19 protein-coding genes and 2 tRNA genes are annotated in these 23,234 nt (G+C 37.1%); 6 read left to right on the forward strand and 15 right to left on the reverse strand.

The window, feature by feature from the left end; genetic code table 11:
• Positions 1-84: 84 nt before the first annotated feature.
• The 5 genes from ACOH2D_RS00530 to ACOH2D_RS00550 form a co-directional block, all read right to left on the reverse strand.
• Entirely contained in the window at positions 85-1,731 is a 1,647-nt protein-coding gene (locus ACOH2D_RS00530; RefSeq protein ID WP_348034946.1) for a M28 family peptidase, read from the reverse strand.
• Between the two features lie 620 nt (positions 1,732-2,351).
• On the reverse strand, positions 2,352-4,043 hold the full coding sequence (locus ACOH2D_RS00535) for a glycoside hydrolase family 3 protein (RefSeq protein WP_348034947.1): 1,692 nt from the start codon (positions 4,041-4,043) through the stop codon (positions 2,352-2,354).
• A gap of 243 nt (positions 4,044-4,286) precedes the next feature.
• Positions 4,287-5,105, reverse strand: a complete 819-nt coding sequence (gene murQ / locus ACOH2D_RS00540; protein ID WP_449534075.1) for an N-acetylmuramic acid 6-phosphate etherase — start codon at positions 5,103-5,105, stop codon at positions 4,287-4,289.
• A gap of 42 nt (positions 5,106-5,147) precedes the next feature.
• Positions 5,148-6,611, reverse strand: a complete 1,464-nt coding sequence (locus ACOH2D_RS00545) for a sodium:solute symporter (protein WP_348034949.1) — start codon at positions 6,609-6,611, stop codon at positions 5,148-5,150.
• 266 nt (positions 6,612-6,877) lie between these two features.
• The gene (locus ACOH2D_RS00550) at positions 6,878-7,987 is read right to left on the reverse strand and encodes an acyltransferase family protein (protein ID WP_449534076.1); all 1,110 of its coding nucleotides are present in this window, start codon (positions 7,985-7,987) and stop codon (positions 6,878-6,880) included.
• Between the two features lie 160 nt (positions 7,988-8,147).
• Between ACOH2D_RS00550 and ACOH2D_RS00555 the strand changes: the two genes are divergently transcribed.
• Positions 8,148-8,897, forward strand: a complete 750-nt coding sequence (locus ACOH2D_RS00555; protein WP_449534077.1) for a DeoR/GlpR family DNA-binding transcription regulator — start codon at positions 8,148-8,150, stop codon at positions 8,895-8,897.
• 68 nt (positions 8,898-8,965) lie between these two features.
• A complete protein-coding gene (locus ACOH2D_RS00560) occupies positions 8,966-9,907 on the forward strand; it encodes an N-acetylmuramoyl-L-alanine amidase (protein WP_449534078.1) in 942 nt (313 codons plus the stop codon).
• 89 nt (positions 9,908-9,996) lie between these two features.
• On the opposite strand, the gene ACOH2D_RS00565 is transcribed toward ACOH2D_RS00560, so the two are convergent.
• Positions 9,997-10,368, reverse strand: a complete 372-nt coding sequence (locus ACOH2D_RS00565; protein WP_348034952.1) for a Fur family transcriptional regulator — start codon at positions 10,366-10,368, stop codon at positions 9,997-9,999.
• 169 nt (positions 10,369-10,537) lie between these two features.
• Here ACOH2D_RS00565 and ACOH2D_RS00570 point away from each other — a divergent pair, with 169 nt between their 5' ends.
• The gene (locus tag ACOH2D_RS00570; protein WP_449534079.1) at positions 10,538-10,924 is read left to right on the forward strand and encodes a MerC domain-containing protein; all 387 of its coding nucleotides are present in this window, start codon (positions 10,538-10,540) and stop codon (positions 10,922-10,924) included.
• Positions 10,925-11,167: 243 nt separating this feature from the next.
• Here the strand turns inward: ACOH2D_RS00570 and ACOH2D_RS00575 are convergent, their stop codons facing one another.
• Genes ACOH2D_RS00575 through ACOH2D_RS00585 form a run of 3 tightly spaced genes read right to left on the reverse strand, consistent with a single transcriptional unit; the run spans position 11,168 to position 12,415 of the window.
• Entirely contained in the window at positions 11,168-11,908 is a 741-nt protein-coding gene (locus tag ACOH2D_RS00575; protein WP_348034954.1) for a DUF2490 domain-containing protein, read from the reverse strand.
• A 3-nt stretch (positions 11,909-11,911) separates the two neighbouring features.
• Complete coding sequence (locus ACOH2D_RS00580) at positions 11,912-12,241, reverse strand: hypothetical protein (protein WP_449534080.1); 330 nt, start codon at positions 12,239-12,241, stop codon at positions 11,912-11,914.
• 45 nt (positions 12,242-12,286) lie between these two features.
• Complete coding sequence (locus ACOH2D_RS00585; protein WP_449534081.1) at positions 12,287-12,415, reverse strand: hypothetical protein; 129 nt, start codon at positions 12,413-12,415, stop codon at positions 12,287-12,289.
• Positions 12,416-12,920: 505 nt separating this feature from the next.
• On the opposite strand from ACOH2D_RS00585, the gene ACOH2D_RS00590 reads away from it, so the two are divergent.
• Positions 12,921-13,547 carry a DUF4403 family protein gene (locus ACOH2D_RS00590; RefSeq protein WP_449534082.1) on the forward strand — a complete coding sequence of 209 codons (627 nt, stop codon included), beginning with the start codon at positions 12,921-12,923 and terminating at the stop codon, positions 13,545-13,547.
• 142 nt (positions 13,548-13,689) lie between these two features.
• Here ACOH2D_RS00590 and ACOH2D_RS00595 read toward each other — a convergent pair whose 3' ends face one another.
• From ACOH2D_RS00595 to ACOH2D_RS00610, 4 genes are all read right to left on the reverse strand, one after another.
• Positions 13,690-14,319 (reverse strand): DUF4377 domain-containing protein, encoded by a 630-nt coding sequence (locus ACOH2D_RS00595; protein WP_348034927.1) that lies wholly within the window; start codon positions 14,317-14,319, stop codon positions 13,690-13,692.
• Between the two features lie 422 nt (positions 14,320-14,741).
• Positions 14,742-14,819: transfer RNA gene (locus ACOH2D_RS00600), tRNA-Pro, on the reverse strand.
• Positions 14,820-14,882: 63 nt separating this feature from the next.
• Positions 14,883-14,966: transfer RNA gene (locus ACOH2D_RS00605), tRNA-Ser, on the reverse strand.
• A 97-nt stretch (positions 14,967-15,063) separates the two neighbouring features.
• Positions 15,064-17,109, reverse strand: coding sequence for an HD family phosphohydrolase (locus ACOH2D_RS00610; RefSeq protein WP_449534083.1), 2,046 nt, complete (start codon positions 17,107-17,109; stop codon positions 15,064-15,066).
• A 130-nt stretch (positions 17,110-17,239) separates the two neighbouring features.
• Here ACOH2D_RS00610 and ACOH2D_RS00615 point away from each other — a divergent pair, with 130 nt between their 5' ends.
• Positions 17,240-18,418: an acetyl-CoA C-acyltransferase gene (locus ACOH2D_RS00615; protein WP_348035449.1), complete on the forward strand. Its 1,179-nt coding sequence runs from the start codon at positions 17,240-17,242 to the stop codon at positions 18,416-18,418.
• Positions 18,419-18,514: 96 nt separating this feature from the next.
• Complete coding sequence (locus tag ACOH2D_RS00620; RefSeq protein WP_449534084.1) at positions 18,515-19,264, forward strand: C40 family peptidase; 750 nt, start codon at positions 18,515-18,517, stop codon at positions 19,262-19,264.
• Positions 19,265-19,318: 54 nt separating this feature from the next.
• Here ACOH2D_RS00620 and ACOH2D_RS00625 read toward each other — a convergent pair whose 3' ends face one another.
• Both ACOH2D_RS00625 and gyrA read right to left on the reverse strand, forming a co-directional pair.
• A complete protein-coding gene (locus tag ACOH2D_RS00625) occupies positions 19,319-20,593 on the reverse strand; it encodes a tetratricopeptide repeat protein (protein ID WP_348035451.1) in 1,275 nt (424 codons plus the stop codon).
• A 25-nt stretch (positions 20,594-20,618) separates the two neighbouring features.
• Entirely contained in the window at positions 20,619-23,192 is a 2,574-nt protein-coding gene (gyrA, locus tag ACOH2D_RS00630; RefSeq protein ID WP_348035452.1) for a DNA gyrase subunit A, read from the reverse strand.
• Positions 23,193-23,234: the final 42 nt, after the last annotated feature.

The raw sequence follows: 23,234 nt of genomic DNA on the forward strand, positions 1-23,234 counted from the left end.
GCCAAAAACCCGGAGCTAGTCATTTTAAAGCCATAGTTTTATTGACAAAGTATTCAAAAAACCTTTAGCAGAATCTTCTGATCATTACTGTTTTTCACGGATTCTTTTATACATCACACCATCATTCCATTTTGGGAAATCGGACGAATTGCCAAGATTTTGACCCACGCGATATATCAATTTAAGATCCGCCATAGTTCCCGATACATCCCAAGAAGCATCATAGTTATCCTGCGGTTTGTGGTAACGTAAACGGGTATATTCTTCCTTTTGCCGAATGCCCCATTCTTCACCGTGTTCAAAGGAATTCATACCATTAGCCACGTAAAGTGTGGGAACTCCAACTTTTGCAAAATTAAAGTGATCTGATCGATAATACCACCCATCACTAGGATCATCCACTGCCCTAACAATACGCCCTTCTTTTTCAGCTTCCTTTTCGAGATAAGCATCCACTTCAGATTGGCCTTTTCCAATGATGAAAATATCCTTCATCAATCCAAAGGGTTGTAATACATCAAAATTGATATCGACCACTGTTTTATTTAAGGGATAAATCGGATGTGTGGCATAGTATTCAGAGCCCAATAAACCGGCTTCTTCACCTGTAGGCGAAAAAAACAATAACGATCGCTCAAGCTTAGGGCTTTCCTTAAACTTTTCTGCCAAGGCCAGCAGCGCAGCCACTCCGGTTGCATTATCGGCAGCGCCATTGTAAATGCTGTCGCCATCTATTTTTTCCCCGACTCCAAAATGATCCCAATGTGCTGAAAAAATGAGGAATTCATCGGCACGTTCGTTTCCGGTTATTTTTGCCAATACATTTCGGGATACTGATTTTTTAATTTCATTTTTTAAGGTCAGATTAAGTGTGGCTCCAAGAGAAACTGGTTTAAAACCAGGTTGTTTCGCTTTTTCAAATAATTCTTTAGAATCCTTTATTCCTGCCAAATTAAAGAGTTTATCAGCGGCTGGCCCTGAGACCCAACCTTCTAAAGCACAAAAATTCATGTTGTCATTTTCGGTTTGCAAAAAGAGTTTAGATTTAGACCAACTCGACCGCACGACGCTCCAGTCGTAGGCCGCAGGTTTAGTATCGTGAATGATCAACACGCCTTCTGCTCCTTTTCGGGCTGCTTCCTCAAATTTATAAGTCCATCGGCCATAATAGGTAACATCCTTTCCTCTAAACAAATCGGAATTATAAAATCCAGGGTCGTTAATCATGACCACCACTATTTTACCCTTGACATCGATGCCTTCATAATCATTCCAATGGTATTCGGGAGCATCAATTCCAAAACCTACAAATACCATTTCGACACCCTCTATTTTTTGGTCTTCAACCACTCGGCGTGTTCCCCCGACGATATCTGTTAAATAATCCAGTTCAATTTTAGCCTTACCTTTCGTAATAATTACCTTATCGTCCTTAAAACTGTTTTTTATTTCTACCATGGGAACGTCCTGAAAAAAACTATTGCCGTTTCCAGGCTCCAATCCTAGAGATTCAAAAGCTCCTTTCAAATAATTCAAAGTCCTATCTTCTCCTTCTGTAAATGGTTTTCGTCCCATTAATTCATCCGAAGCCAACGTGCTTAGCGCTTTTCTATAGGTTGCTTCTTCTTTTGCTCCAAATTCATCCGAATTGTTTTTCTTTTTGGGTTCTGTCTGACAACTACTCCATAGAAAAACGAGAAGTAGCAACGAAAGGAATTTTAACTTTTGCATGAGATAGATCTTTTAGTTCATAAATTGAACAGCTAATTTAACAAATCCGCAGAAGGTTAAATAAAAAAAAAATGGAATTAGTATGCGATGCATATCGATGATAGTCTTGTTTTTTAAATAATTTAGAAAAAAAACATGCTACGGCTATTAAAAAGCAGTCACCCCATTGCTGTGGATACGCAAAACACCTAGAATTTTTACGCGCCTCTCCCCCGTGTCTAGTCCGTGTCGAGTTCGTGTCCAATAAGAGTGTCCCGATCGTGCCCAAAATGCACTTCCCTCAGTAAGGTCTGCTTTTGTGGAACTTTGTGCCTACTTAGGGCAACTTTGCGTAAGAGTTTTTAGCATTTTAAAATCCATTAAAAAAGTTTCCCGCAGTTAGCGCAGATCTTCGCAAATTCTTGATGAGTTTAAACAACACCGATAGCGTTGGTGGATATTATCGATGGACTTCATCAGTTTTATATTTTCTTTAAAGAAGCTAGCCTATATCAGGACCTATAGTCTGCTTCGTGAAATGACCAGTACCCCCTGAGAATGCAAAAGGCCACTAATTCACGAATTAGTGGCCAAAACATTTATAGCAAGGCGTTTTATATTAACCTTCTATTTATAATGAATTATTCCTGGATATTGATTCCCGTATGCACTGGATAAGCTTGGGATATTGAGGCTGGCAAAGTACCATCTGCTCCAACTTCACCAAATATTATTTTAGCCGAAATATCATTGGCAACTTCCGAATTTTCATAAGCAACAACGATACTTTTCACCGCTTCCAAATTCGTTTCCTTCAAACTATACTGACTTGCAAATACGGTAAGAATGGTTTTATTATTTTTTGAAATGGTTTCAATCAGCTTTTTATCGGCTTCTGAAATAGCATTCGTTAATCGACTATTTTGGCGGTGGTATCCGATAATAATGCGGTCGTATTTTTTAATTTCTTCTAGCAGCTTTTCATTTGAAAGATTAGAGATGTCAGAAATCCTAACTCTCGACTTTAATGCTTTTACAAAAGCATCTGCTGAACCATTGCCTAGTTTGATAAACGCGATATTTTCCTTTACATTTTTATCTAACGGCAATTGATCGTCCAAATTCTGAATAACGGTCACAGCACTTGCAATCGCCTCATTGTATAATTTAGCATTGATAGGTTCATTCAAATCCTCGAAAAGCCCCTTTGTTTCAATAGGCTTAAAAGCATTCAAACCAGCATCAAACTTGGCTGCAAGGATTTTCTTTACGGAATGCGCTAAACGCGCTTCTGTAATCTCGTTTTGTTGGTAAGCTTCCATGATTTTTGAAATGGCCTTGGGTGCGTCTTCTGTAAAAAGAAGGACGTCATTCCCCGCCATAAAAGCGGCCAAATCGATATCGCCAGGTTGACCATAATCTGCGACACCTTTCATATTTAAGGCATCTGTAAAAATCAAGCCTCTAAAGCCTAACTTTTCTTTTAGCAATTCTGTAACTATAGGATAGGATAATGAAGATGGTAAACCTTCCTGGCTTTCCAAACTAGGCACGTTTAAATGGGCAACCATGACGCCGGCAATCCCCTTTCGAAAAAGTTTTTTATAAGGATAAAGTTCAACGGAATCAATACGCGATTCCGAAAAAGAAACCGTTGGCAGTGTTTTGTGCGAATCTGTACTCGTATCGCCATGTCCTGGAAAATGCTTGGCACAGGCCAACACTCCCGTGCTCTGCATGCCTTCTGTAAATGCTATTGCTTTTTCAGTGACGTTGAATTTATCTTCGCCAAAAGAGCGGACGCCAATCACAGGATTTATGGAGTTGGTGTTGATATCGACTACAGGCGCAAAATTGATATGAATTCCCATGCGATTGCAATCTTTCCCGATCTGCCTTCCGATTTGCTGAACGATAGCATTGTCCTTAATCGCACCAAGCGTCATATTATAAGGATATCTGGAGGTGCTGTCCAAACGCATGCTTAGACCCCATTCGCCATCAATCCCAATAAATAAAGGAACTTTTGAAATGGATTGGTAATGATTGGTCAGGTTTGCTTGGCGCACGGGTCCACCTTGAAAAAATATTAGGCCTCCAATATGGTTATCAGTGATAAGCTTTTGAATGGAATCGGTATGTGCACTGTTTCGGTTGGAATAGGTAGCAACCATAAATAATTGGCCAACTTTTTCCTCGAGTGTCATGTTATTATAGATGCTATCCGCCCATTTGGTTTGTGGGTCGATAGTGTCAGAATGTTTGGTGGGGATTTTAGCGCAAGAGGCCAATATAAGACTGGCAATAATGGCGGTAATAAAAATGTTTTTCATTATTAATTTAAATTTATTGTAATCCAATTAACATGGATTTAATTTTATAGTACGTCGTTTTGATAAGCTATGGTGGCCTTCTGAGTAATAATTTTCTTCATTTTTTTGTATTCTTAAAACTATTCTTTTGAACGTCTGTTTTTTTCTTATTCAACTTTTAGCTCGCTCACTTTCAGAGAATAACGATCTAAGTCTTTGTTCTTGATTCTATAAGCGAAGCGGTCTTAATTCTTTACTTCTACCTTATTGCTTTGAATTATAGGAATCAATAGCCTTTCGGATGCTTTTGTGTTCAGATAATAACTTTTCGGCCAATTCTTCCTCCACATTGAGTTCGTTCATGATCATTTGAACTGCTCTCGTAACGAGCTTTTTATTGGAAAGTTGCATGTCCACCATTTTATTACCTCTTACCCTTCCCAATTTGATCATGACGGTGGTGGAAATCATATTTAAGGCAAGTTTTTGTGCGGTGCCCGCTTTCATGCGGGTGCTTCCGGTAACAAACTCTGGTCCTACGACTAATTCCACAGGATAATCCACTTCCAAGGCTAATGGCGAATTTTTATTACAGGTAATACAGCCGGTAATAATCCCAAGTTTCCGGGCTTCCTTCACGCCGCCAATAACATAGGGCGTAGTGCCCGAAGCAGCGATCCCGATAAGGACATCATTTTTATTAATATGGTATTTCTGTAAGTCTTTCCAAGCCAGTTCCGTGTTGTCCTCGGCATTTTCCACAGCTTTCCTCAAGGCCACATCGCCACCTGCAATCAGACCAATGACCAAAGTATCTGGGACACCATAGGTTGGCGGACATTCTGAGGCATCCAAAATCCCCAAACGACCACTTGTTCCAGCACCGATATAAAACAGCCGTCCACCCTCTTTCATTTTGTCGTAGATGGCATCTACCAATTTCGTAATCGATGGAATAGCTTCTTCAAGGATGAGGGGCACTGTTTTGTCTTCTTTGTTCATATTTGAGAGCAGCTCAAACGTGTCCATTTTTTCTAAATCATTATAAGCTGAGGCTTGTTCAGTGGTGAGTTTATTTTCCATAATACGACATATGTTATCTAGTTTTAGATGCTTTTACTTTAATTATACGATTTCCTTACTCCTCTTTCTTACTACCAACAAACATATGACAGTAAGCAAGGCATTGACAAATATATTCATGAAGCCGAAGTCAAAATCAAACCATTCAATAAAAGAGTAGTTTAAAAAGTAGGTCACTATCGGCATCAACACACATATATACGGAACAGCGCTGTCATAGACTTTTACTTTGGTAAAAATACCTAAAATATACAATCCCAATAGGGGTCCATAAGTATATCCAGCCACTTTGAATATGGTTGAAATGACATCGCCCTTACTATGTGAAAACAGCATAATGATTATAAAAATGAATGCTGAAAACCCAAACAGGGTGCGATTTTTTAACTGTAATCTTTTCTCTAAACTCTTATTTTGGATGTTTAAAAAATCATGGGTAAAGGAGGTTGTTAGCGCTGTTATCGCCGAATCTGCACTCGAAAATGAAGCTGCCGTGATTCCTAAGATAAAACTGACGCCGGCAATAACCCCAAAATGGTTTAAGGATAGCATAGGAAACAAATTATCGGTATTAATGAGTTTCCCGTTTTCCATACCCAATTGGACACCAAATTTTTCAGCATACATATACAACATGACCCCTAAGCCTAAAAACAAAAATTGGGCAACCGCCAAAAATATGCTAAACGTAAGGATGTTTTTTTGGGCTTCTTTCTTGTTTTTGCAGGTCAGTGTTTTTTGCATCATATTTTGATCGAGACCAACCATAGCCACTGCAATTAAGATCCCTGAAATAAATTGCTTAAAGAAGTTGTTTCCCGAATGCACATCCCAGTCAAAGATTTTAAAATACTCGTGACTGGTAACCGAGCTGACCGTTTCGGCAAAAGTCAAATTCAAGGAATTCTTGACCACATAAATGGTCACTAATACCGCCGACAATAAAAAGAAGGTCTGTAAGGTATCGGTCCACACAATGGTTTTTATCCCAGATTTATGGGTGTATAACCAAATGAGCGCCAGCATAAGAATGACCGTTACGAAAAAAGGAATTTGAAACGCATCAAAAACGGCATACTGCAAAATTTTTGCGGCCAGCATCAATCTTAACGCTGCTCCAAAGGATTGTGAAATCAAAAAGAACAGAGAACCAGTTTTGTAAGTTTTAATGCCAAATCGGGTTTCTAAATAGGTGTAAATAGATACGAGTCTTAAATCGTAATAAATTGGAACCAAAACATAGGTGATAAAAACATAGCCTACGATGTTGCCAAAAACGAACTGTAAATAGTAAAAATAGTTATTCCCCACCATTCCAGGGATGGACACGAACGTAACCCCAGAAAGCACGGCACCTATCATCCCAAAAGCAACAATTTGCCAAGGTGATTTTCGATCTCCTGTATAATAGGATTCGTCACTGGAGTTTTTTGAAACGAAGTGTGAAATCAGCAGTAAAACCCCAAAATATAGGGCTATGATGATTAGAATTAAGGTTGCGCTCATGGGTATTGTTGGTTATATTTTCTTAAATCCATAATTTCGGATTTAAGGGTTAGTTTGTTTTTTGGATGGGATTAAACGCTGAAGGTGGACACATCTAAAACACATGCACTCCTATGAAATTCACTTCCGGCGCCAATTCCGTTGGTTAATGAGGATAAAAGTAATAAAATATTACACAAACACGCACTTATTTTGCGAAATGCTGCACGTTTGTTGGAATTAACTCGAACAATGCGGGTTTAACCTTAAAAAACAGGTATAAGAAGCTATATTTTGATGAAGATTTTCTTTCTGTACAGGATATAGCATATGAACCAAAACACAATAATATGACTTATGGCAAACAGTAAAGAGCCATTCATGTTACCGAATGTAGGTGCAAACACTTTAGTGAATAAGTAATTATAAAAAGAAATCGGACTCGAACTTCCCTCGACCGGTATTTTGATCAGGTAGCTGATGGTCTTTGCATAGAGTCCTGAAAACACAAAAATAAATAACGGATTAGAGCCAAAATGAACAAATGGTTTTGACCAAGTGCTATACTTTTTATAGTCAATAATAAAAATTAAAAGCGTTAAAAATAGTGTTCCCAATCCTGCAGTATATAAAACGTAAGAACTGGTCCATAAAGGTTTGTTGAGTGGAAATACCAATGCCCAAACACCACCCAATGCCACCATGGCAACCCCATAAATCAATAACTTTTTCATTTTTAAGGCAATCGATTTCTCGATGTCAATTACCTGACCAATAAGGTAACCAATAATCACGGTACCAATGGCAGGAATAGAAGACAGCAAGCCTTCTGGATCAAAGGGAATTCCAAATCCCTTGTAAATATGGTTCTCTCCCAGAAGGAAGAAATCAAAACGTCTGACCACGTTCTCCTCCAAACTATAGGGCTCTGAGGCTGCTCCAAAATACAAGAGCGCCCAATAGCCCAATAAAATAACGGCCAGAATGATTAATAATTTTTGTCTTTTTAAAGCTAGGCAAAGCAGGGCGCCAACGCCGTAAGCCAAAGCAATACGCTGTAAAACCCCCATGATCCGGACCTTTTCAAAATTAAAATAAGGATATAAATTCAGTAAGAGGCCTATTAAAAATATGATGAGGGTTCTCTTCATTATTTTGGAAGCGGCTACTTTTGATAAGCTGGTGCCGTATTTTTTAAACGAAAAATAAACCGACATGCCCACTATAAAAAGAAAAAAGGGAAATACTAAATCGGTAGGTGTGCAGCCGTGCCAAGCGGCATGTTTCAATGGTGGGTAAATAAAACTCCAACTTCCTGGAGTATTGACAAGGATCATCAATGCAATGGTCATGCCTCTTAAAACGTCCAGTGAAATTAATCTTTTAGAAGTATCCATAATATTATTATTATTTATCGCGATTTTCGAACAGTTATCGTCAAATATATAATATTTTAGCTCATTGTGCGGGATTGAGCAGTAAAACACGCAAAGTTTTGCTTATATTTAAAAAACATTCGCATAAAGATATTGGCTTAATTGGGAAAAGAAAATTGATATGAAAAAAAAAGAGCGTCAGAAAAAAATAGTTGATGAAGTAAGCATTAACCGAAAAGTCAGTTCAAGTTTTTTGTCTGAAAAATTAAAGGTTTCAGAAGACACCATAAGAAGAGATATAAAGGAATTGGATGAACAGGCTTTATTGACTAAAGTCCATGGCGGTGCCATTTCAACCATCCAAAAACTCTATCACTATAATGAAGATGTCATTTACAATCGAGAGAACAAAGTGCGCATCGCCCTAAAAGCCATCACCTTAATTGAAGACAGCATGGTCATCATCATGAGTGGCGGAACGACCAATTTAATGCTTGCCAAATTATTGCCTAATACGCTGAAAGCTACCATATACACCTACAGTTTGCCAATTGCGATGCAGTTAACCGAGCATCCCTTAATTGAAACCATATTTATTGGGGGCAAAATTCACCGAAGCTCGATGGTTACCACAGGCATTGATGTGATTCAATACTTATCAAATTTAAGGGTCGATATTGCTTTTATAGGCGTTAGTGCGCTGAGTATCAAACAAGGCATCACTGACGAGGGTTACGAAGTCTCACTCATTAAAAAGGCGATGATCAACGCCTCAGAACGCGTGGTGTATTTAGCAACCTTTAATAAACTGGACTCCATCCTCAATTATGATGTTTGTAGTTTTAATGAAATTGACACCGTGGTGACCGATTATGAACTTGACGATCCTATGCTTAAAAATTACAAGGACGCTGGCTTAAATTTGGTTTAGCCGTTTTCCATAACTCTAATTATAAGCGATACTAATTTTTGTTTGCTAAATTTTAAAATATCCCATCAATGAAAAAAATACATACACTAATTACCATAATTGCTGCAACCTGCCTAATCTTGTCATGTGCGAGTAACCCCTATGCGCCCACTAATAAAGTTTATAAAAAACAGACCAAAGTACTTTCTAAAGAATTAAAACATATCCCACCTCCTCATCCAGGCACGGCAAGTACTTTAAATTATGCTGAAAACTGGGTCGGCACTACTAATTTTAATTTGAGAAGACCCAATATTGTAGTTATTCACCATACGGCGCAAGATTCGGTGGGGCAAACCCTTAAAACCTTTACTTTAGAAAGAACTCAGGTCAGTGCGCATTATGTTATTGGAAAGAATGGCGAAATATACCATATGCTCAATGATCTCTACCGTGCTTGGCATGGCGGAAATAGCCAATGGGGCTCCAATACAGACTTAAACTCCTCCTCTATTGGCATAGAACTGGACAATAATGGTTTTGACGAATTTTCGCCACTTCAGATCCAGAGTTTAATGAACTTATTAAAAGATTTGAAAGAAAAATATAAAATTCCAGCAGCCAACTTTATCGGCCATTCTGATATTGCGCCCACCAGAAAGAATGATCCCAACAGGACTTTTCCTTGGAAAGCATTAGCGAAGGAAGGCTACGGATTATGGTATGACGAAATTCCTGTAGTCGATGTTCCATTTTTAGAGGACATCACGCTGTTGGACATCATAATTCCTCAGGAAATCAACATAGCAATTAACGACTCTAGTGTGGTTACCAAAACAGAAATCCCAGAATTAGCGCCCTTATTAGATGTAAGTCCAAGGGTTGCTCTTAAGATTATTGGTTATAATGTCAGCGATTTGCCGGCGGCTATCAAAGCGTTTAAACTTCATTTTATTCAAACGGAAGTCGATTCAACACTAACAGATTATGATTTAAGGGTGCTGAATAATCTTTACAAGAAGTATTTGTAAGTATAGCGGTCCAATTGAAATAAGCTATTTCTATTTGGTGGCCATTTTATGTTTTGGAGCGCTTCTGATGGCCAGATTGAGAATGGGGTTTAACAGTCTTTACAAGTTCCGGTTAAAACACAATTTACATTTTCAACAAGGTATTCCTTAGGAATTGAAAAATTAACTTCTACTGGCAAGCATTCGATGGTATCACATTTAACACATTTAAAATGAAAGTGTTGTTCTGACAAGACGGCCTCATCATGTTTTTCCCATAAAGCAAAATACTGTTTGCCATCTTCAGCAACAACTCGATGCAAAATGCCATCGTCACAAAAACGATTTAAGACCCTGTAGATGGTGGCTCTATTGATATCAATATCGATTTGGTCCTCAATCGCATCCTGGCTCATGCCTTTACCTGCCTTAATTAAAACATCTAAAACGGCTTCTTTGGTGGGTGTATTTCTTCTTTTCATTGCCTAATGCGATTAGTTCGCAATAAATTATTGCGATTGTGTTGCAATATACGAAATATGGCTTATGTTTGCAACACAATCTAATGCGACCTACTTGCATTTGAATGTCTGTTTCAAGAAATTCGGAACACGACAAGAGTGAAATTACTAGTAAAATTATAACAAACACATGAAAATTAAAAGCAACACTATAGATATCATAGCACTTTCAAGTTCACTTATTTGTGCCATACATTGTGCTGCAGTACCATTAATATTGTCATTTTCATCCTTGAGTAATTTGCATTTTTTCGGAAACCCTTATATTGAATGGTCGTTTATAAGTTTGGGTTTTGTGTTTTTGGTGACTTCTCTTTGGCCTAGCTATAAAAAAGTTCATCGTAGAGCAAAGCCTTTAGTATATGCTATTTTAGGATTTTTATTTTTTGCGTTAGGCCGACTTAACTTAACGGAGTTATGGGAGATATTCAATACCGTTATAGGTGGAATTATGCTGGCCCTAGCCCATTATTTAAACTGGAAATTATTGCAGTTTCAAGAGAGTCAAAAGGCCTGATTTTTCTGGCGATGTTTTATTTTCAAAAAAATGATGCAAAGCTTGGCTCATAGGTTCCTGTAAATCGGTTTAAGCTGAAAATGTAACTTTTGAATTAATTAATCCCCTAAGACAAATATATAATTTTGGAAATTTTCTAATTTCAAAAGCTCCTGATTATAACGAGGAAGTTTTTTAACTTGGCATTCTGAAGATTTAAGAAATCAGCCAATCTTTGGAATTAACAATAGTTCAATCCAGTCTTTAGTCGGCCGATTTTTTGAAGAATTCAAAATTGGTAACCCACATAAGTTGTGCAATATAAAAATAACGTAAATCTTTTTGGTCATTTCTTACCGAAACTTGAAGCAGATAGCCCAATTCAAGTTTTCCCATTTTACCCATATTATAGCCAACACCCAAATAAGTCCAATTATCGCTATAAGTTGTATGTTTTGCGCCAGTCAAATTAAAATAAAACTCATTATAAGCATTTAAATAAAATTCCTTTTCATCTAATGTCTTTCCTTGCAAAGGCATATTATACCCGAGCTGATATCTTGTCCTGGTGGAAAAAGGATAGGTTTTGGTTGCTTTATTTTCTATAAATCGCTCCTCCAACCTAAGCCTTTGTGTCAGTCGGCCTTTGCCAAGTGGAAGAGACAATACCACTTGTTGCCAAAGTCGATGCTCGTTAAAAAAGTTACGATTAAATGGATTATTCCTCTGATAGGTATAACTGGCCGCAAAGTTCCAATTGGCATCCAAGACATAAATAACACTTGGCTGAATGTACAAATTCAAGTCGGTTGCAGGATATTCAACACCGGCTTCTTTGACGGAAAAGGGCTCAATGGTTGTCGCTATGAAGAAATTGTAATTAAATTTATCACTAATTCTTCCTGTTTGACTCCAGACTGGAAAAACACCTTCAAAACTGAGATTCTGTGCTTGAAACTGATTTGACATGAGCAAAAGAGCCCCTATAAATAATAACCTTTTCATCGGTTAAAATTGAGTATTGATGGGCTGAAATATTAACTCGTCATACTTTGTGAAATTTCCATTTCTATCAAAATAGACTTCATAGTAGTCCCCCGAATGCCGAACTTCAATTTTATAAACGCTACCTTCTGTATTGGGATTGACCTCTTGGGAATTAACAATTTTAAAGCGTGGATATTTGCCAGATAAATAGTTATTGATATTTACCTGAACACTGTCCGGTAAACCATCGAATTTCAAGTCAACTTCTTCTTTTAAAAAATCCCCTTGATCTGAAAAACTCAAGGTATATTTTCGGTTTTCGAACTCAAAATCAGCTTCAATGGTCTTCAAATCGCCGTTCTTTTCCTCATAAAATCGGGTCTTTAAATTTTGACCTTAATTTTTATCCAGATAAGCTTTAATTTTTGGACCGATTTCTTTTTGACGGATGCCACTATCTCGATTTTGTCCTGATATTGTTAGAGTAAAGAAAATCAGCAGGCATAGAAGATTGAATTTTGCCATAAGTGAAAAATTTTATATGATTATAAAATAGACCCACTGTTTCATCCTTTAGGAAGTAGCGGCATATAGGAATATCTCTGTGATTGTGTACTAAAGTTAAGGAAATAAAGTCTTGATTTTAAGAAAGTCAATGGTTTATTTTGCGATTATATTTAAATTTATTCCGTGAAATAAAAAGTATGTTATCGCTTTTAAATTAGATATGAGAGGTTGCCTATAGCCTATAGTTTCTTCCTGTTGACAGTAAGGTAATTAATGGAAACAGAATAAAAGGTCCATCAACTTAAATAGTTGTTTCATTATCAATCTAATAATTTTCACCGACCGTAGAATATTAGGTAACTTTGAAGAATAATGTTAGAAAGACTAATTTATTAAAGGTTAGAAATCTTCAGGTTTAGAAGATGTCTATCTACAACATTGAAGCGTGCTTTTTAATACACTACTCAAGATATTTATAAAATTTTAGTTATTTAAATTGAGTCTCATCCTAAATTTCCGAAATATGGATTACCAACAAGAATCAACTAATCACGATATATCGCTATCCATTCCGATTAAAATTAGTTTTACCGCCTTAAAAAACTACTTAAATAAAGAGTTTGTGGGTACAACCATCAGTAGACCTAATTCTAATGGAAAAACCGTCAATTACTTTAAGATCCTCGACATTGATATTGAACAAACCGATATCGAAAAGTATAATATAGAATTGATGGTTAAACTAGAAACGCTAACCACTTTTTACAATAAGCGAGAATTAGATATTTCAGTTCTAACATTTGTAAACCTGGATGTTGGGTCTCAAAAAATTTATATTGATACTTATAAAATTGATAGTAAAGGAAAAAGTTGGTTTGCTAATCAACTGTTGAAATCCCTAATCAATACCTTTATTTATCATAAAATAATCAAAAATCTTAGTATTGAATTATTGCCAATAATAAAGAAAAACATGCTTCTATTAAATGAAAAGCTCGCTTCCAAAATTGAAGTAAAAAGTGGCATTTCGATTTTAGGATGCTTGGAAAATGTCACTATTGCTCATTTTGAGATAAAACAAAATGATATTTGGGTAATCATTAATATAAATGGTTGGGGTATCATTGACGTAGAAAGCCTGGATTTTTAAAGAACATTAGATTTTATAAACTCCAAATTACGCCTCACCTTAACAACGCCGTTGTTAGTGCTTTCCACCAACAATTTTCACGAGATATTATATAAAAATTGGATTTTCAGAATAAAAGTGATGTTTGAAAATCCAATCATTTTTACGCTTGTTCTTTGGATATAATATCAACCAAAATGTAGGTTACAGAATAAGGTTCTGGCTGAATTACTTTTATGACGGTCAGCTTGTAGGTATAACCTTCTTCGTAATTAAATCCCTCTATTCCTAACAGCGGTTTCATTTTGTTCTCTCCATTTTCCTTGACCAATAAGCCTTTTTGAGGTTTATTTTTTGAAAGTGAAATAAATTCAACCTTAGTTGGGCCAACTTCCATTTCAATCTGGAATTCATTATTTTGAGTAATAACTTTTTTCTTGGAAAGGGTTTTTACAAACTCAAACTCGATTGAAGAGCCATCTTGTGGCGGATTTTTTAAGAATATTTTTCTTGCTTCGATTTTGTATTCATAGCCCTTTTCATATTCCAAATTATCGTAAATAGATTGGCCACTTGTGAGCAGTCTTTTTTCTTGATTATCGCTCTCTGAAAACATTAAAAATTCACCATAGACATTATCAGACATAAAGTAAACATTATAACCGGTTTCTGGATACACAGTCATTTCAACTGTTATTTGTGCATCTCCATCATCGCTTTTTGAACAACTGGAAAGAAATGGGATCGAAATGGCTAAACACAGAAATAAATTTAATTTAATAATTTTCCTCATTTTGTTGGTTTTTAAAGATTAGTTTAATCTTTAGATGCTGAATACTATGAAAGGTTGCGTTACATACAACGAATTGCCATTTCTACAACTGCAAACCTATCAGAAAGTATCGAAAATCTTAAAAAAACGATTATTGTCAAGTAGGTAATTATCCGAATGGAAGGACGTTTGCTATGCCATTGTCCGTGTTTTCCACCAACAATTTTCACTTAACCTAAAAAAACCATAACTTTTGCCTTACATTGATTTGACGGAGCAGGATTAGCTTTGTTGATCCTGAGATGAGGTCGTTGCTCATTAAAAGCCAAAACCGCGAAAAGCTGTTTTCACGGCTTTTTTCATTTGTTTGCTTTTGCTCAACTGCGTTGGCAACGCCACAAATGAAAAAAGCCTACAAAATCTATGATTTTGTAGGCTTTTGCTGGTCGGGGTGGCAGGATTCGAACCTGCGACCTCCGCGTCCCAAACGCGGCGCGATAACCGGGCTACGCTACACCCCGAAATCAACTACAAGAGTTGAATTTCTTTTTAAACTTGCTATCCGGTATATTTAGCAAATCTTGCGGAGAGACAGGGACTCGAACCCTGGCGACAGTTACCCGTCGACAGATTAGCAATCTGCTCCATTACCGCTCTGGCACCTCTCCGTTTAAATAAAGAACTTGTTGTTCTGAATTCGGATGCAAATGTAGTACATCATTTCAAAGATTACAACTAATTTGTAAACTATTTCTTCCCATTTTTTTATTCTGGATACTCTATCCTGAGATGGAAGATGTTAGCTAATTTATTTTTTAAAATTTTCTTGATAGATTCGATCTCTTTAAAGGTAATATTCGCATTTAAAAACTGTCCGTCCTCCATTTGCTTGTTAATAATGTTCTCCACAAAATGATTGATTTTGGTGGATGATGGATCTTTTAAGCTTTTTGAAGCAGCTTCAACGCTATCGCACATCATTAAAATTGCTGTTTCCTTACTGAAAGGTTTTGGGCCGGCATATCTAAAATCTGCAGCATTGGCAGCAATATCAATTTCCTTTTCTTTCATATAGAAATAATATACCATCGTCGTGCCGTGATGCGTCCTGATAAAATCGATGACCCGATCGGGCAAATTATTGCGCTTTCCTATTTCAATGCCATCCAGAACATGGTCGAAAATAATTTGAGTGCTTTCCTGTGCCGACAATTCATCGTGAGGATTAATTCCGGTAGATTGATTTTCGATAAAATAGGTCGGATTTTTCATCTTCCCAATATCATGGTATAACGCTCCTACCCTAACCAACATGGCGTTGGCTCCTATTTCATTGGCACAGGCTTCGGCTAAATTGGCAACGTTTAAGCTGTGATGAAACGTTCCGGGCGCCTTATTCGCCAATTCCTTTAATAGCTTGCCATTGGTATCTGAAAGCTCTAACAAGGATACATCTGAAACCAATCCAAATAACTTTTCATAGATATAAATCAACGGCTGTACAAACAAAGTGGCTAATCCGCAGAGAATAAAAATTCCGAAGGCCTCAAAATTGAGATTGACGATACTGCCTTCATGAATGACGAAAAAAGCGAAATAGGTAATGATATATATGCCCGTAATCTGTCCCACCGAAATAAATAAATTAGCACGTTTATACAATTCAGAAACCGTCAGAATGGTTACAATCCCAGCAATGATCTGTAAAAACATATACTCGTAACTGTTGGGCACAACAAACCCTAATAAAAGCACCGTCAATACATGTGAGAACAATCCTAATCGCGCATCAAAAAAGGCTTTTAATACTAATGGAAGGACACAAAGCGGCACCACATATACGTATCTGGCATTATAACTCACAATAAGTGTGGTTAACAACACCATCAAAAGAATATTGAAAAATATAAAAGTGACCTTGGTATTATCCAAAAACACTTCTATCCTATATTTTCTTAAAAAAAGAAGCAGCATCAATAAGGTTAATGCCACTAAAATTGAGTAGGAAATGACCACCCAAGTGTAATTGGAAGAACTCCAAACCTGAGATTCGTATTCCGATTCCAACGATTTTAAAACGTCATATTTATGACCTTCCACCAGCTCGCCTTTAGCGATAATCAGCGTTTCTCGTTCAACATTGCCATGTGTAGTCGATATTTTATTCAACTCTTCATCCAATGCGTTTTTTGTCATGGACTTATTGACTTTCAAATTGGGTTCAATCAAATCAAAAAACAGGGACACAAATACCGAACTAAAATTCGAATTTCCTTTTTCTTCAAGTTGCTTTTCCAAGAGTTTTCGAAAGGCGTCTATTTTAGCAAGTTCTGAATAGGTCGTAGAAGCTATCTGATTCTGGCCATCCAAAATCACCACATTCTTATCATTGGGATAATTGTAGTCCTCTTCTAAAACACCATTTTTATAAATCTCGTTAAGTACCGTTTTACCGATTTTGTACAACTCCGTTTTTTTACGACCCAAGGAATCATTAAAGGTAGCATTGAACTTCTTGTTGTAATCGTCATATACAAAATCCTTGACTTCCTCGGTAATATCAAAATAAATGGCACTATTTTCAATAATGGCCGATTTCTCCTTTTCTAACTCTTCTGGCGATTTTTGAATAGCAAAGTCGAATGGCGCATACAGATTTTCAGATTGCCAGGGTTTGTTTTTATCAAAATTGTATTTGAACTTTCCACTTTTAGGAAAGAGGTAAACAATTAGAAACGTTGTCCCAATAAATAGGATAATTTTGTAAATAAGTGAATGATTCTTGTACCACTTGTTTATAATATTTTTCATCAAAATCTTATCAATTCTCCTTCAAAAGTAGTAAAATATAAAAGCATTTGTCGGTTTAACCTTAGGTTTCGTCCCAAAATCAATTAAAAAATGTTTAATTTTGCACCAATCAAATTAAAACCCATTAGAAATGAGCAAAGAAGTCGTTATTGTGTCTGCAGCTAGAACTCCAATCGGTAGTTTTTTAGGAGCCTTATCTACAATTCCTGCTCCAAAATTAGGAGCTATAGCCATAAAAGGTGCCTTGGATAAGATCAATCTTAATCCAGGATTGGTGCAAGAAGTGATAATGGGCAATGTGGTACAAGCAGGAGCTGGACAAGCGCCTGCACGTCAAGCCGCTATTTATGCTGGGATTCCGGATACTGTACCTTGTACAACGGTCAATAAAGTATGTGCTTCAGGAATGAAGGCAGTCATGCAAGCAGCGCAAGCGATTGCTTTGGGCGATGCTGATATTATTGTTGCTGGAGGTATGGAAAACATGAGTTTGATTCCTCATTATTTTCACGCGCGTACGGGAACAAAATTTGGCCCGGCAACATTGATTGATGGGATGCAAAAAGATGGCTTGGTTGATGCCTACGATGACAATGCTATGGGGGTTTGTGCTGATGCTTGTGCAACAGAATATGAATTCAGTAGAGAAGATCAGGATGCTTTTGCTGTCCAATCTTATAAACGATCTGCAGCCGCTTGGGATGCCGGAAAATTTGATAATGAAATTGTACCTGTAGAAGTGCCTCAGCGTCGTGGAGATGCTGTGATTGTTTCTAAAGATGAAGAATACACGAATGTAAGCCTGGATAAAATACCTTCATTAAGACCTGCTTTTACAAAAGACGGAACCGTAACTGCTGCAAACGCTTCGACCATAAATGATGGCGCAGGTGCCGTAGTTTTAATGAGTAGAGAAAAAGCAGAGGCTTTAGGTTTAAAACCTTTGGCCATAATAAAAGGATATGCTGATGCCGCACATGAGCCAAAATGGTTTACTACGGCGCCGGCCTTAGCTTTACCTAAAGCGTTGGATAAAGCTGGTATTTCAATAAAAGATGTGGACTTTTTTGAATTCAATGAAGCTTTTTCTGTTGTTGGATTGGCAAATATGAAAATTTTAGGTCTGAATGATCGTAATGTCAACGTTAACGGAGGCGCGGTTTCTTTAGGTCATCCATTGGGTTGTTCAGGGGTTCGGATTATCATTACCTTGATCAATGTATTGGAACAGAACAACGCTAAAATTGGAGCAGCAGCTATTTGTAATGGTGGCGGAGGTGCTTCAGCAATTGTGATTGAACGTGCATAATATTATTAATTCTATATTTTCAATACTTATTTCCACTCCAACTCATAACGATTACTTCATCCTTAATAAAAATTAGTCAATAGACAATCTCCATCGATGACCTACGGAATTGCCAATTTAAGCATTGTCTCTTTAAGAGTTGAACCTTTGGATACAACCGAACTCCTTTCGCAAGTATTATATGGCGATGTTTTTAAAGTCATTGAAAGACGAAAAAAATGGAGTAAAATCCGTTTGGAATTTGACCGCTGCGAAGGTTGGATTGACAATAACCAATATCTTGAAATTCCGGAATCAGATTATAATTCATTAATAGACTGTGCGCAAAGACTTTCGGCCGATTTGATTGAATTTATACAAGATGCCAATGACGAATTATTAACCATTCCACTGGGATCTTCCTTAGCCGCTTTAAATTTTCTTAACCACTCCTTTGATGGGAATTGTATTTCAGGCGTTCAGCCAAAATCAAACCTAATAAATACTGCTTTTATGTATCGCAATGCGCCTTATTTATGGGGAGGCAAAACGCCCTTTGGAATTGATGCGGCAGGATTTACGCAAATGGTTTATAAATTGAATGGCTACGAACTGTTTCGTGCTGTGGAACAACAGGCAAAACAAGGAGAAGCTTTAAGTTTTATTGAAGAAAGTGAAGCAGGGGATTTGGCTTTTTTTGATAATAATGAAGGACAGATTGTGCATGTCGGGATCATTATGCCTGACAATTACATCATCCACGCCCATGGAAAAGTTAGAATTGATCGATTGGATCATTCTGGAATATACAACAGTGATGTCAAAATGCATACCCATAAACTCAGGGTCATAAAAAAAGTAATATAAAAAAAATGCTATCCCAAAAGAGATAGCATTTTTTTATTGAATCCATCGGTACAATTATTTTTGACCGCTTTCCAAAGCTTCAACTTTGGCTTTCATTTCTTTATATTTTGCAGTTTCACCAATAGCGCTATAGATATTCACCAAGGTTTTTGCTGCTTGCAAATCTGTAGGTCTTAACTTAAGCGTTGTTTCCAAATATGGAATCGCATCGGTATAAAGTTTAGTTCTTTCAGCTTTAAGTTGATCGTACTTTTTGTTGTCAGCAGCTGAACTACCAAGCGCATTCATTTTTTCAATAATATCTTGCTCTTGACTTAAGATTAATACGGCCATATTATTATATACATCCGTATAATCAGGCTTTAATTCGATTGCTTTTTCATAATAGCCTTTAGCTTCTTGGGTTTCGCCGGCCTCAGCTGCTACGATACCCAAGTTAAATAACAATTCTGGATTGTTTGGATCCTTTACCAAAGCTTCTTGGATCAGACTTTTAAATTCCTCTCTGTTGCCCATTTTCAATTGCATGTTAGCTTCAGAAATAATCAAAGAAGAATCATCAGGATTCGCTTTCCTTGCGTCTTTCATCGCTGCTACAGCTTTCTCGTTATCTCCTTGGTTCATGTATATCAAGGCAACGTTTCTAACAATTTCTCCTTTTTTAGAAGCTGATTTTTTAGCCTGTGGCTTAATATGCGTTCCAGCTTTAACAGAAATATCCATCAAACTCTTTGAAGGAAATGATTCTTCTTCGTTTGTAGTCTTATTAATGGCTACATATTCCGTTTCAACCCCATTATATCCAAGATTTTTAAGCTCTTCATAATATTTCAAAGCTACTGGGTAATCCTCACCATTTACCGCTGTTGCAGCTGCATAATAAAGATACAAGGTGTCTTTTGTTGACATTCTGTAGGCTTTTTCAAATCCGGCAGAAGAAGCTGTAAAGTTTTTGCTTTCTAAAGCTTCATTTGCTTTGGTCAAGAAAGAAGTCAGCATGCCTTGTTTAATTTCCTGAACGTTTTTAGAATACTTTCCATTCTTTCCTTCAGTCTTTTCCACCATATCCAAACTTTGGATGGCCGTATCCATATCAGCACCTGATCCCGTACCGTTGGCATAATACGCTTGTCCTTTTAAAAAGTAGAACTGAGCCTTCATTTTGTCGTCTGCATTTCCAATTAAGGACTCTGCAGAATTAATTGCAGATTTAGCCTCTGCGTAGTTACTTTTCTTTAAGGCTTTTTCAGCGTCCTTCAATTCGTTCTTTTGTGCAAAAGAAAACGAACCTACTAAAAGTGCCAAAGCGACGATCGTTTGTTTTTTCATTTTTAGTTATTTTAAGTATTTAGTGTTAATTATTATTTTCGTCTTCTAAGTTATCAAGAGTTGTGCCGTCTTCGTTAGAAGGCTCATTGTCAACAGATTCATTTAAATCGTTTTCAAGTAGCTCAACTTCTTCCTCTTCTTCACTCATTACTTTTGCAACTGCGGCAATAGAATCATTGCCTTTCAAATTGATTAATTTCACGCCTTGAGTAGCTCTTCCCATGACACGAAGATTTTTTACTGCCAAACGAATAGCTATCCCAGACTTGTTAATAATCATTAAATCATCGTCATCACTTACCGATTTGATGGCCACCAAACTACCTGTTTTTTCAGTAATAGAAATGGTTTTCACACCTTTTCCACCTCTGTTGGTAATTCGATAAACTTCGACACCATCTTCTGGATCATCAATATAAGTACGTTTACCAAAACCATTTTCAGAAACTACCAATACAGATTCTTCCATTGGATTTTCAATAGTCACCATACCAATGACTTCGTCTTTATCATGTGCCAATCGAATACCTCTTACACCAGAAGCACTTCTTCCCATCGGACGTGTTTTAGCTTCCTCAAAACGAATCGCTTTACCAGATTTTAGAGCCAACATCACCTGACTGTTACCAGTGGTTAATTTCGCTTCTAGTAAAATATCATCGTCCTTAATAGTAATGGCATTAATACCATTGGTTCTTGGACGCGAATATTGCTCTAAAGATGTTTTCTTAACCTGACCGTTTTTAGTTGCCATAATGACATAATGGCTATTGATATACTCTTCGTTCTTCAGGTCTTGAGTACAAATAAACGCTTTTACTTTATCATCCTGTTCAATATTAATCAAGTTTTGGATCGCTCGACCTTTTGAGGTTTTGCTACCTTCAGGAATTTCATAAACACGCATCCAGAAACATTTACCTTTTTGAGTAAAGAACAGCATGTACTGGTGATTGGTTCCAACAAACAAATGCTCCAAGAAATCCTCATTACGGGTGGTAGATGCTTTCTGACCTACTCCTCCTCTATTCTGAGTTTTATATTCGGTCAATGACGTACGTTTAATATAACCCGCATGTGAAATGGTAATGACCACTTGCTCATCAGGAATCATATCCTCAATGCTCAAGTCGCCACCTGCATATTCAATGACTGAACGACGCTCATCGCCATACTTATCTTTAACAACAGCCAACTCATCCTTGATGATTTGCATACGACGTTCTTCTTTATCAAGAATATCTTTCAAATCTTCAATGGTTTTCATCAACTCATCATATTCAGAACGTAATTTGTCTTGCTCTAAACCAGTTAATTGACGCAAACGCATCTCCACAATAGCTTTCGCTTGTATTTCAGAAAGTGCAAAACGTTCAATCAACTTCTCGCGTGCTTCATCAGCATTCGATGAGGAACGGATTAATGCAATAACTTCATCAATATTATCTGAAGCAATGATTAATCCTTCTAAAATGTGGGCGCGTTCTTCTGCTTTGCGAAGTTCATAGATAGTCCTTCTTATTACAACCTCATGTCTATGCTCAACAAAATGATGAATCATATCCTTTAAGTTCAACAATTCTGGACGACCTTTCACAAGCGCGATATTGTTAACACTAAAAGACGACTGTAACGCAGTGTACTTATATAAGGTGTTCAAAACGATATTAGGAATCGCATCGCGCTTCAACACGTAAACAATACGCATCCCGTTTCTATCGGATTCATCACGAATCATGGAAATCCCGTCAATTTTCTTTTCATTGACTAAATCAGCCGTTTTCTTGATCATCTCGGCCTTATTGACTTGGTATGGGATTTCAGTGACGATGATCGTCTCTCTCCCTTGAACCTCTTCAATAACTGCTTTTGCTCTCATCACAACTCTACCACGACCTGTTTTAAAAGCCTCTCTTACGCCATCATAACCATAAATTATTCCTCCAGTAGGAAAATCTGGAGCTTTAATATGTGTTATCAACTCGTCAATATCGATATCACGATTATCAATATAAGCGATGATGCCATCAACTACTTCACTTAAATTATGAGGAGGCATATTCGTCGCCATACCCACTGCAATACCAGAAGCTCCATTAACTAAAAGTCCAGGAATACGTGTAGGCAAAACGGTTGGTTCTTGTAAAGTATCGTCAAAATTGAGTCGATGATCAACAGTTTCCTTATCAATGTCTGCCAACATGTCTTCAGAAATTTTACGCATTCGCGCTTCTGTATAACGCATTGCTGCAGGGCTATCACCATCAATGGAACCAAAGTTACCTTGTCCGTCCACTAACATATAGCGTAAACTCCAATCTTGAGCCATACGAACCATGGCGTCGTAAACGGAGGTATCACCATGTGGATGGTATTTACCGAGTACTTCACCAACAATTCTTGCTGATTTTTTATGAGCCGTGTTTGCTCTAATTCCTAGTTCATGCATGCCAAAAAGCACACGTCTGTGCACTGGTTTTAGACCATCCCTAACATCTGGTAAAGCACGTGACACAATGACTGACATTGAGTAATCAATGTAAGCCGATTTCATTTCATCTTCAATGTTGATAGGAATCACTTTTTCTCCTTCTGTCATATATAAATTAATTAGATTTTTTGTAAGTTTTCAAATCGTGCT

Source organism: Gelidibacter sp. (assembly GCF_053579655.1).

What these genes read in the sequence shown, in the direction of transcription:
- ACOH2D_RS00575 (WP_348034954.1), bottom strand. Translation starts at nt 11,908, where the DNA reads ATGAAAAGGTTATTATTTATAGGGGCTCTTTTGCTCATGTCAAATCAG.
- gyrA (WP_348035452.1), bottom strand. Translation starts at nt 23,192, where the DNA reads ATGACAGAAGGAGAAAAAGTGATTCCTATCAACATTGAAGATGAAATG.
- ACOH2D_RS00570 (WP_449534079.1), top strand. Translation starts at nt 10,538, where the DNA reads ATGAAAATTAAAAGCAACACTATAGATATCATAGCACTTTCAAGTTCA.
- ACOH2D_RS00555 (WP_449534077.1), top strand. Translation starts at nt 8,148, where the DNA reads ATGAAAAAAAAAGAGCGTCAGAAAAAAATAGTTGATGAAGTAAGCATT.
- ACOH2D_RS00615 (WP_348035449.1), top strand. Translation starts at nt 17,240, where the DNA reads ATGAGCAAAGAAGTCGTTATTGTGTCTGCAGCTAGAACTCCAATCGGT.
- ACOH2D_RS00590 (WP_449534082.1), top strand. Translation starts at nt 12,921, where the DNA reads ATGGATTACCAACAAGAATCAACTAATCACGATATATCGCTATCCATT.
- ACOH2D_RS00585 (WP_449534081.1), bottom strand. Translation starts at nt 12,415, where the DNA reads ATGGCAAAATTCAATCTTCTATGCCTGCTGATTTTCTTTACTCTAACA.
- ACOH2D_RS00550 (WP_449534076.1), bottom strand. Translation starts at nt 7,987, where the DNA reads ATGGATACTTCTAAAAGATTAATTTCACTGGACGTTTTAAGAGGCATG.
- ACOH2D_RS00620 (WP_449534084.1), top strand. Translation starts at nt 18,515, where the DNA reads ATGACCTACGGAATTGCCAATTTAAGCATTGTCTCTTTAAGAGTTGAA.
- ACOH2D_RS00565 (WP_348034952.1), bottom strand. Translation starts at nt 10,368, where the DNA reads ATGAAAAGAAGAAATACACCCACCAAAGAAGCCGTTTTAGATGTTTTA.
- ACOH2D_RS00530 (WP_348034946.1), bottom strand. Translation starts at nt 1,731, where the DNA reads ATGCAAAAGTTAAAATTCCTTTCGTTGCTACTTCTCGTTTTTCTATGG.
- ACOH2D_RS00610 (WP_449534083.1), bottom strand. Translation starts at nt 17,109, where the DNA reads ATGAAAAATATTATAAACAAGTGGTACAAGAATCATTCACTTATTTAC.
- murQ (WP_449534075.1), bottom strand. Translation starts at nt 5,105, where the DNA reads ATGGAAAATAAACTCACCACTGAACAAGCCTCAGCTTATAATGATTTA.
- ACOH2D_RS00535 (WP_348034947.1), bottom strand. Translation starts at nt 4,043, where the DNA reads ATGAAAAACATTTTTATTACCGCCATTATTGCCAGTCTTATATTGGCC.
- ACOH2D_RS00545 (WP_348034949.1), bottom strand. Translation starts at nt 6,611, where the DNA reads ATGAGCGCAACCTTAATTCTAATCATCATAGCCCTATATTTTGGGGTT.
- ACOH2D_RS00595 (WP_348034927.1), bottom strand. Translation starts at nt 14,319, where the DNA reads ATGAGGAAAATTATTAAATTAAATTTATTTCTGTGTTTAGCCATTTCG.
- ACOH2D_RS00625 (WP_348035451.1), bottom strand. Translation starts at nt 20,593, where the DNA reads ATGAAAAAACAAACGATCGTCGCTTTGGCACTTTTAGTAGGTTCGTTT.
- ACOH2D_RS00560 (WP_449534078.1), top strand. Translation starts at nt 8,966, where the DNA reads ATGAAAAAAATACATACACTAATTACCATAATTGCTGCAACCTGCCTA.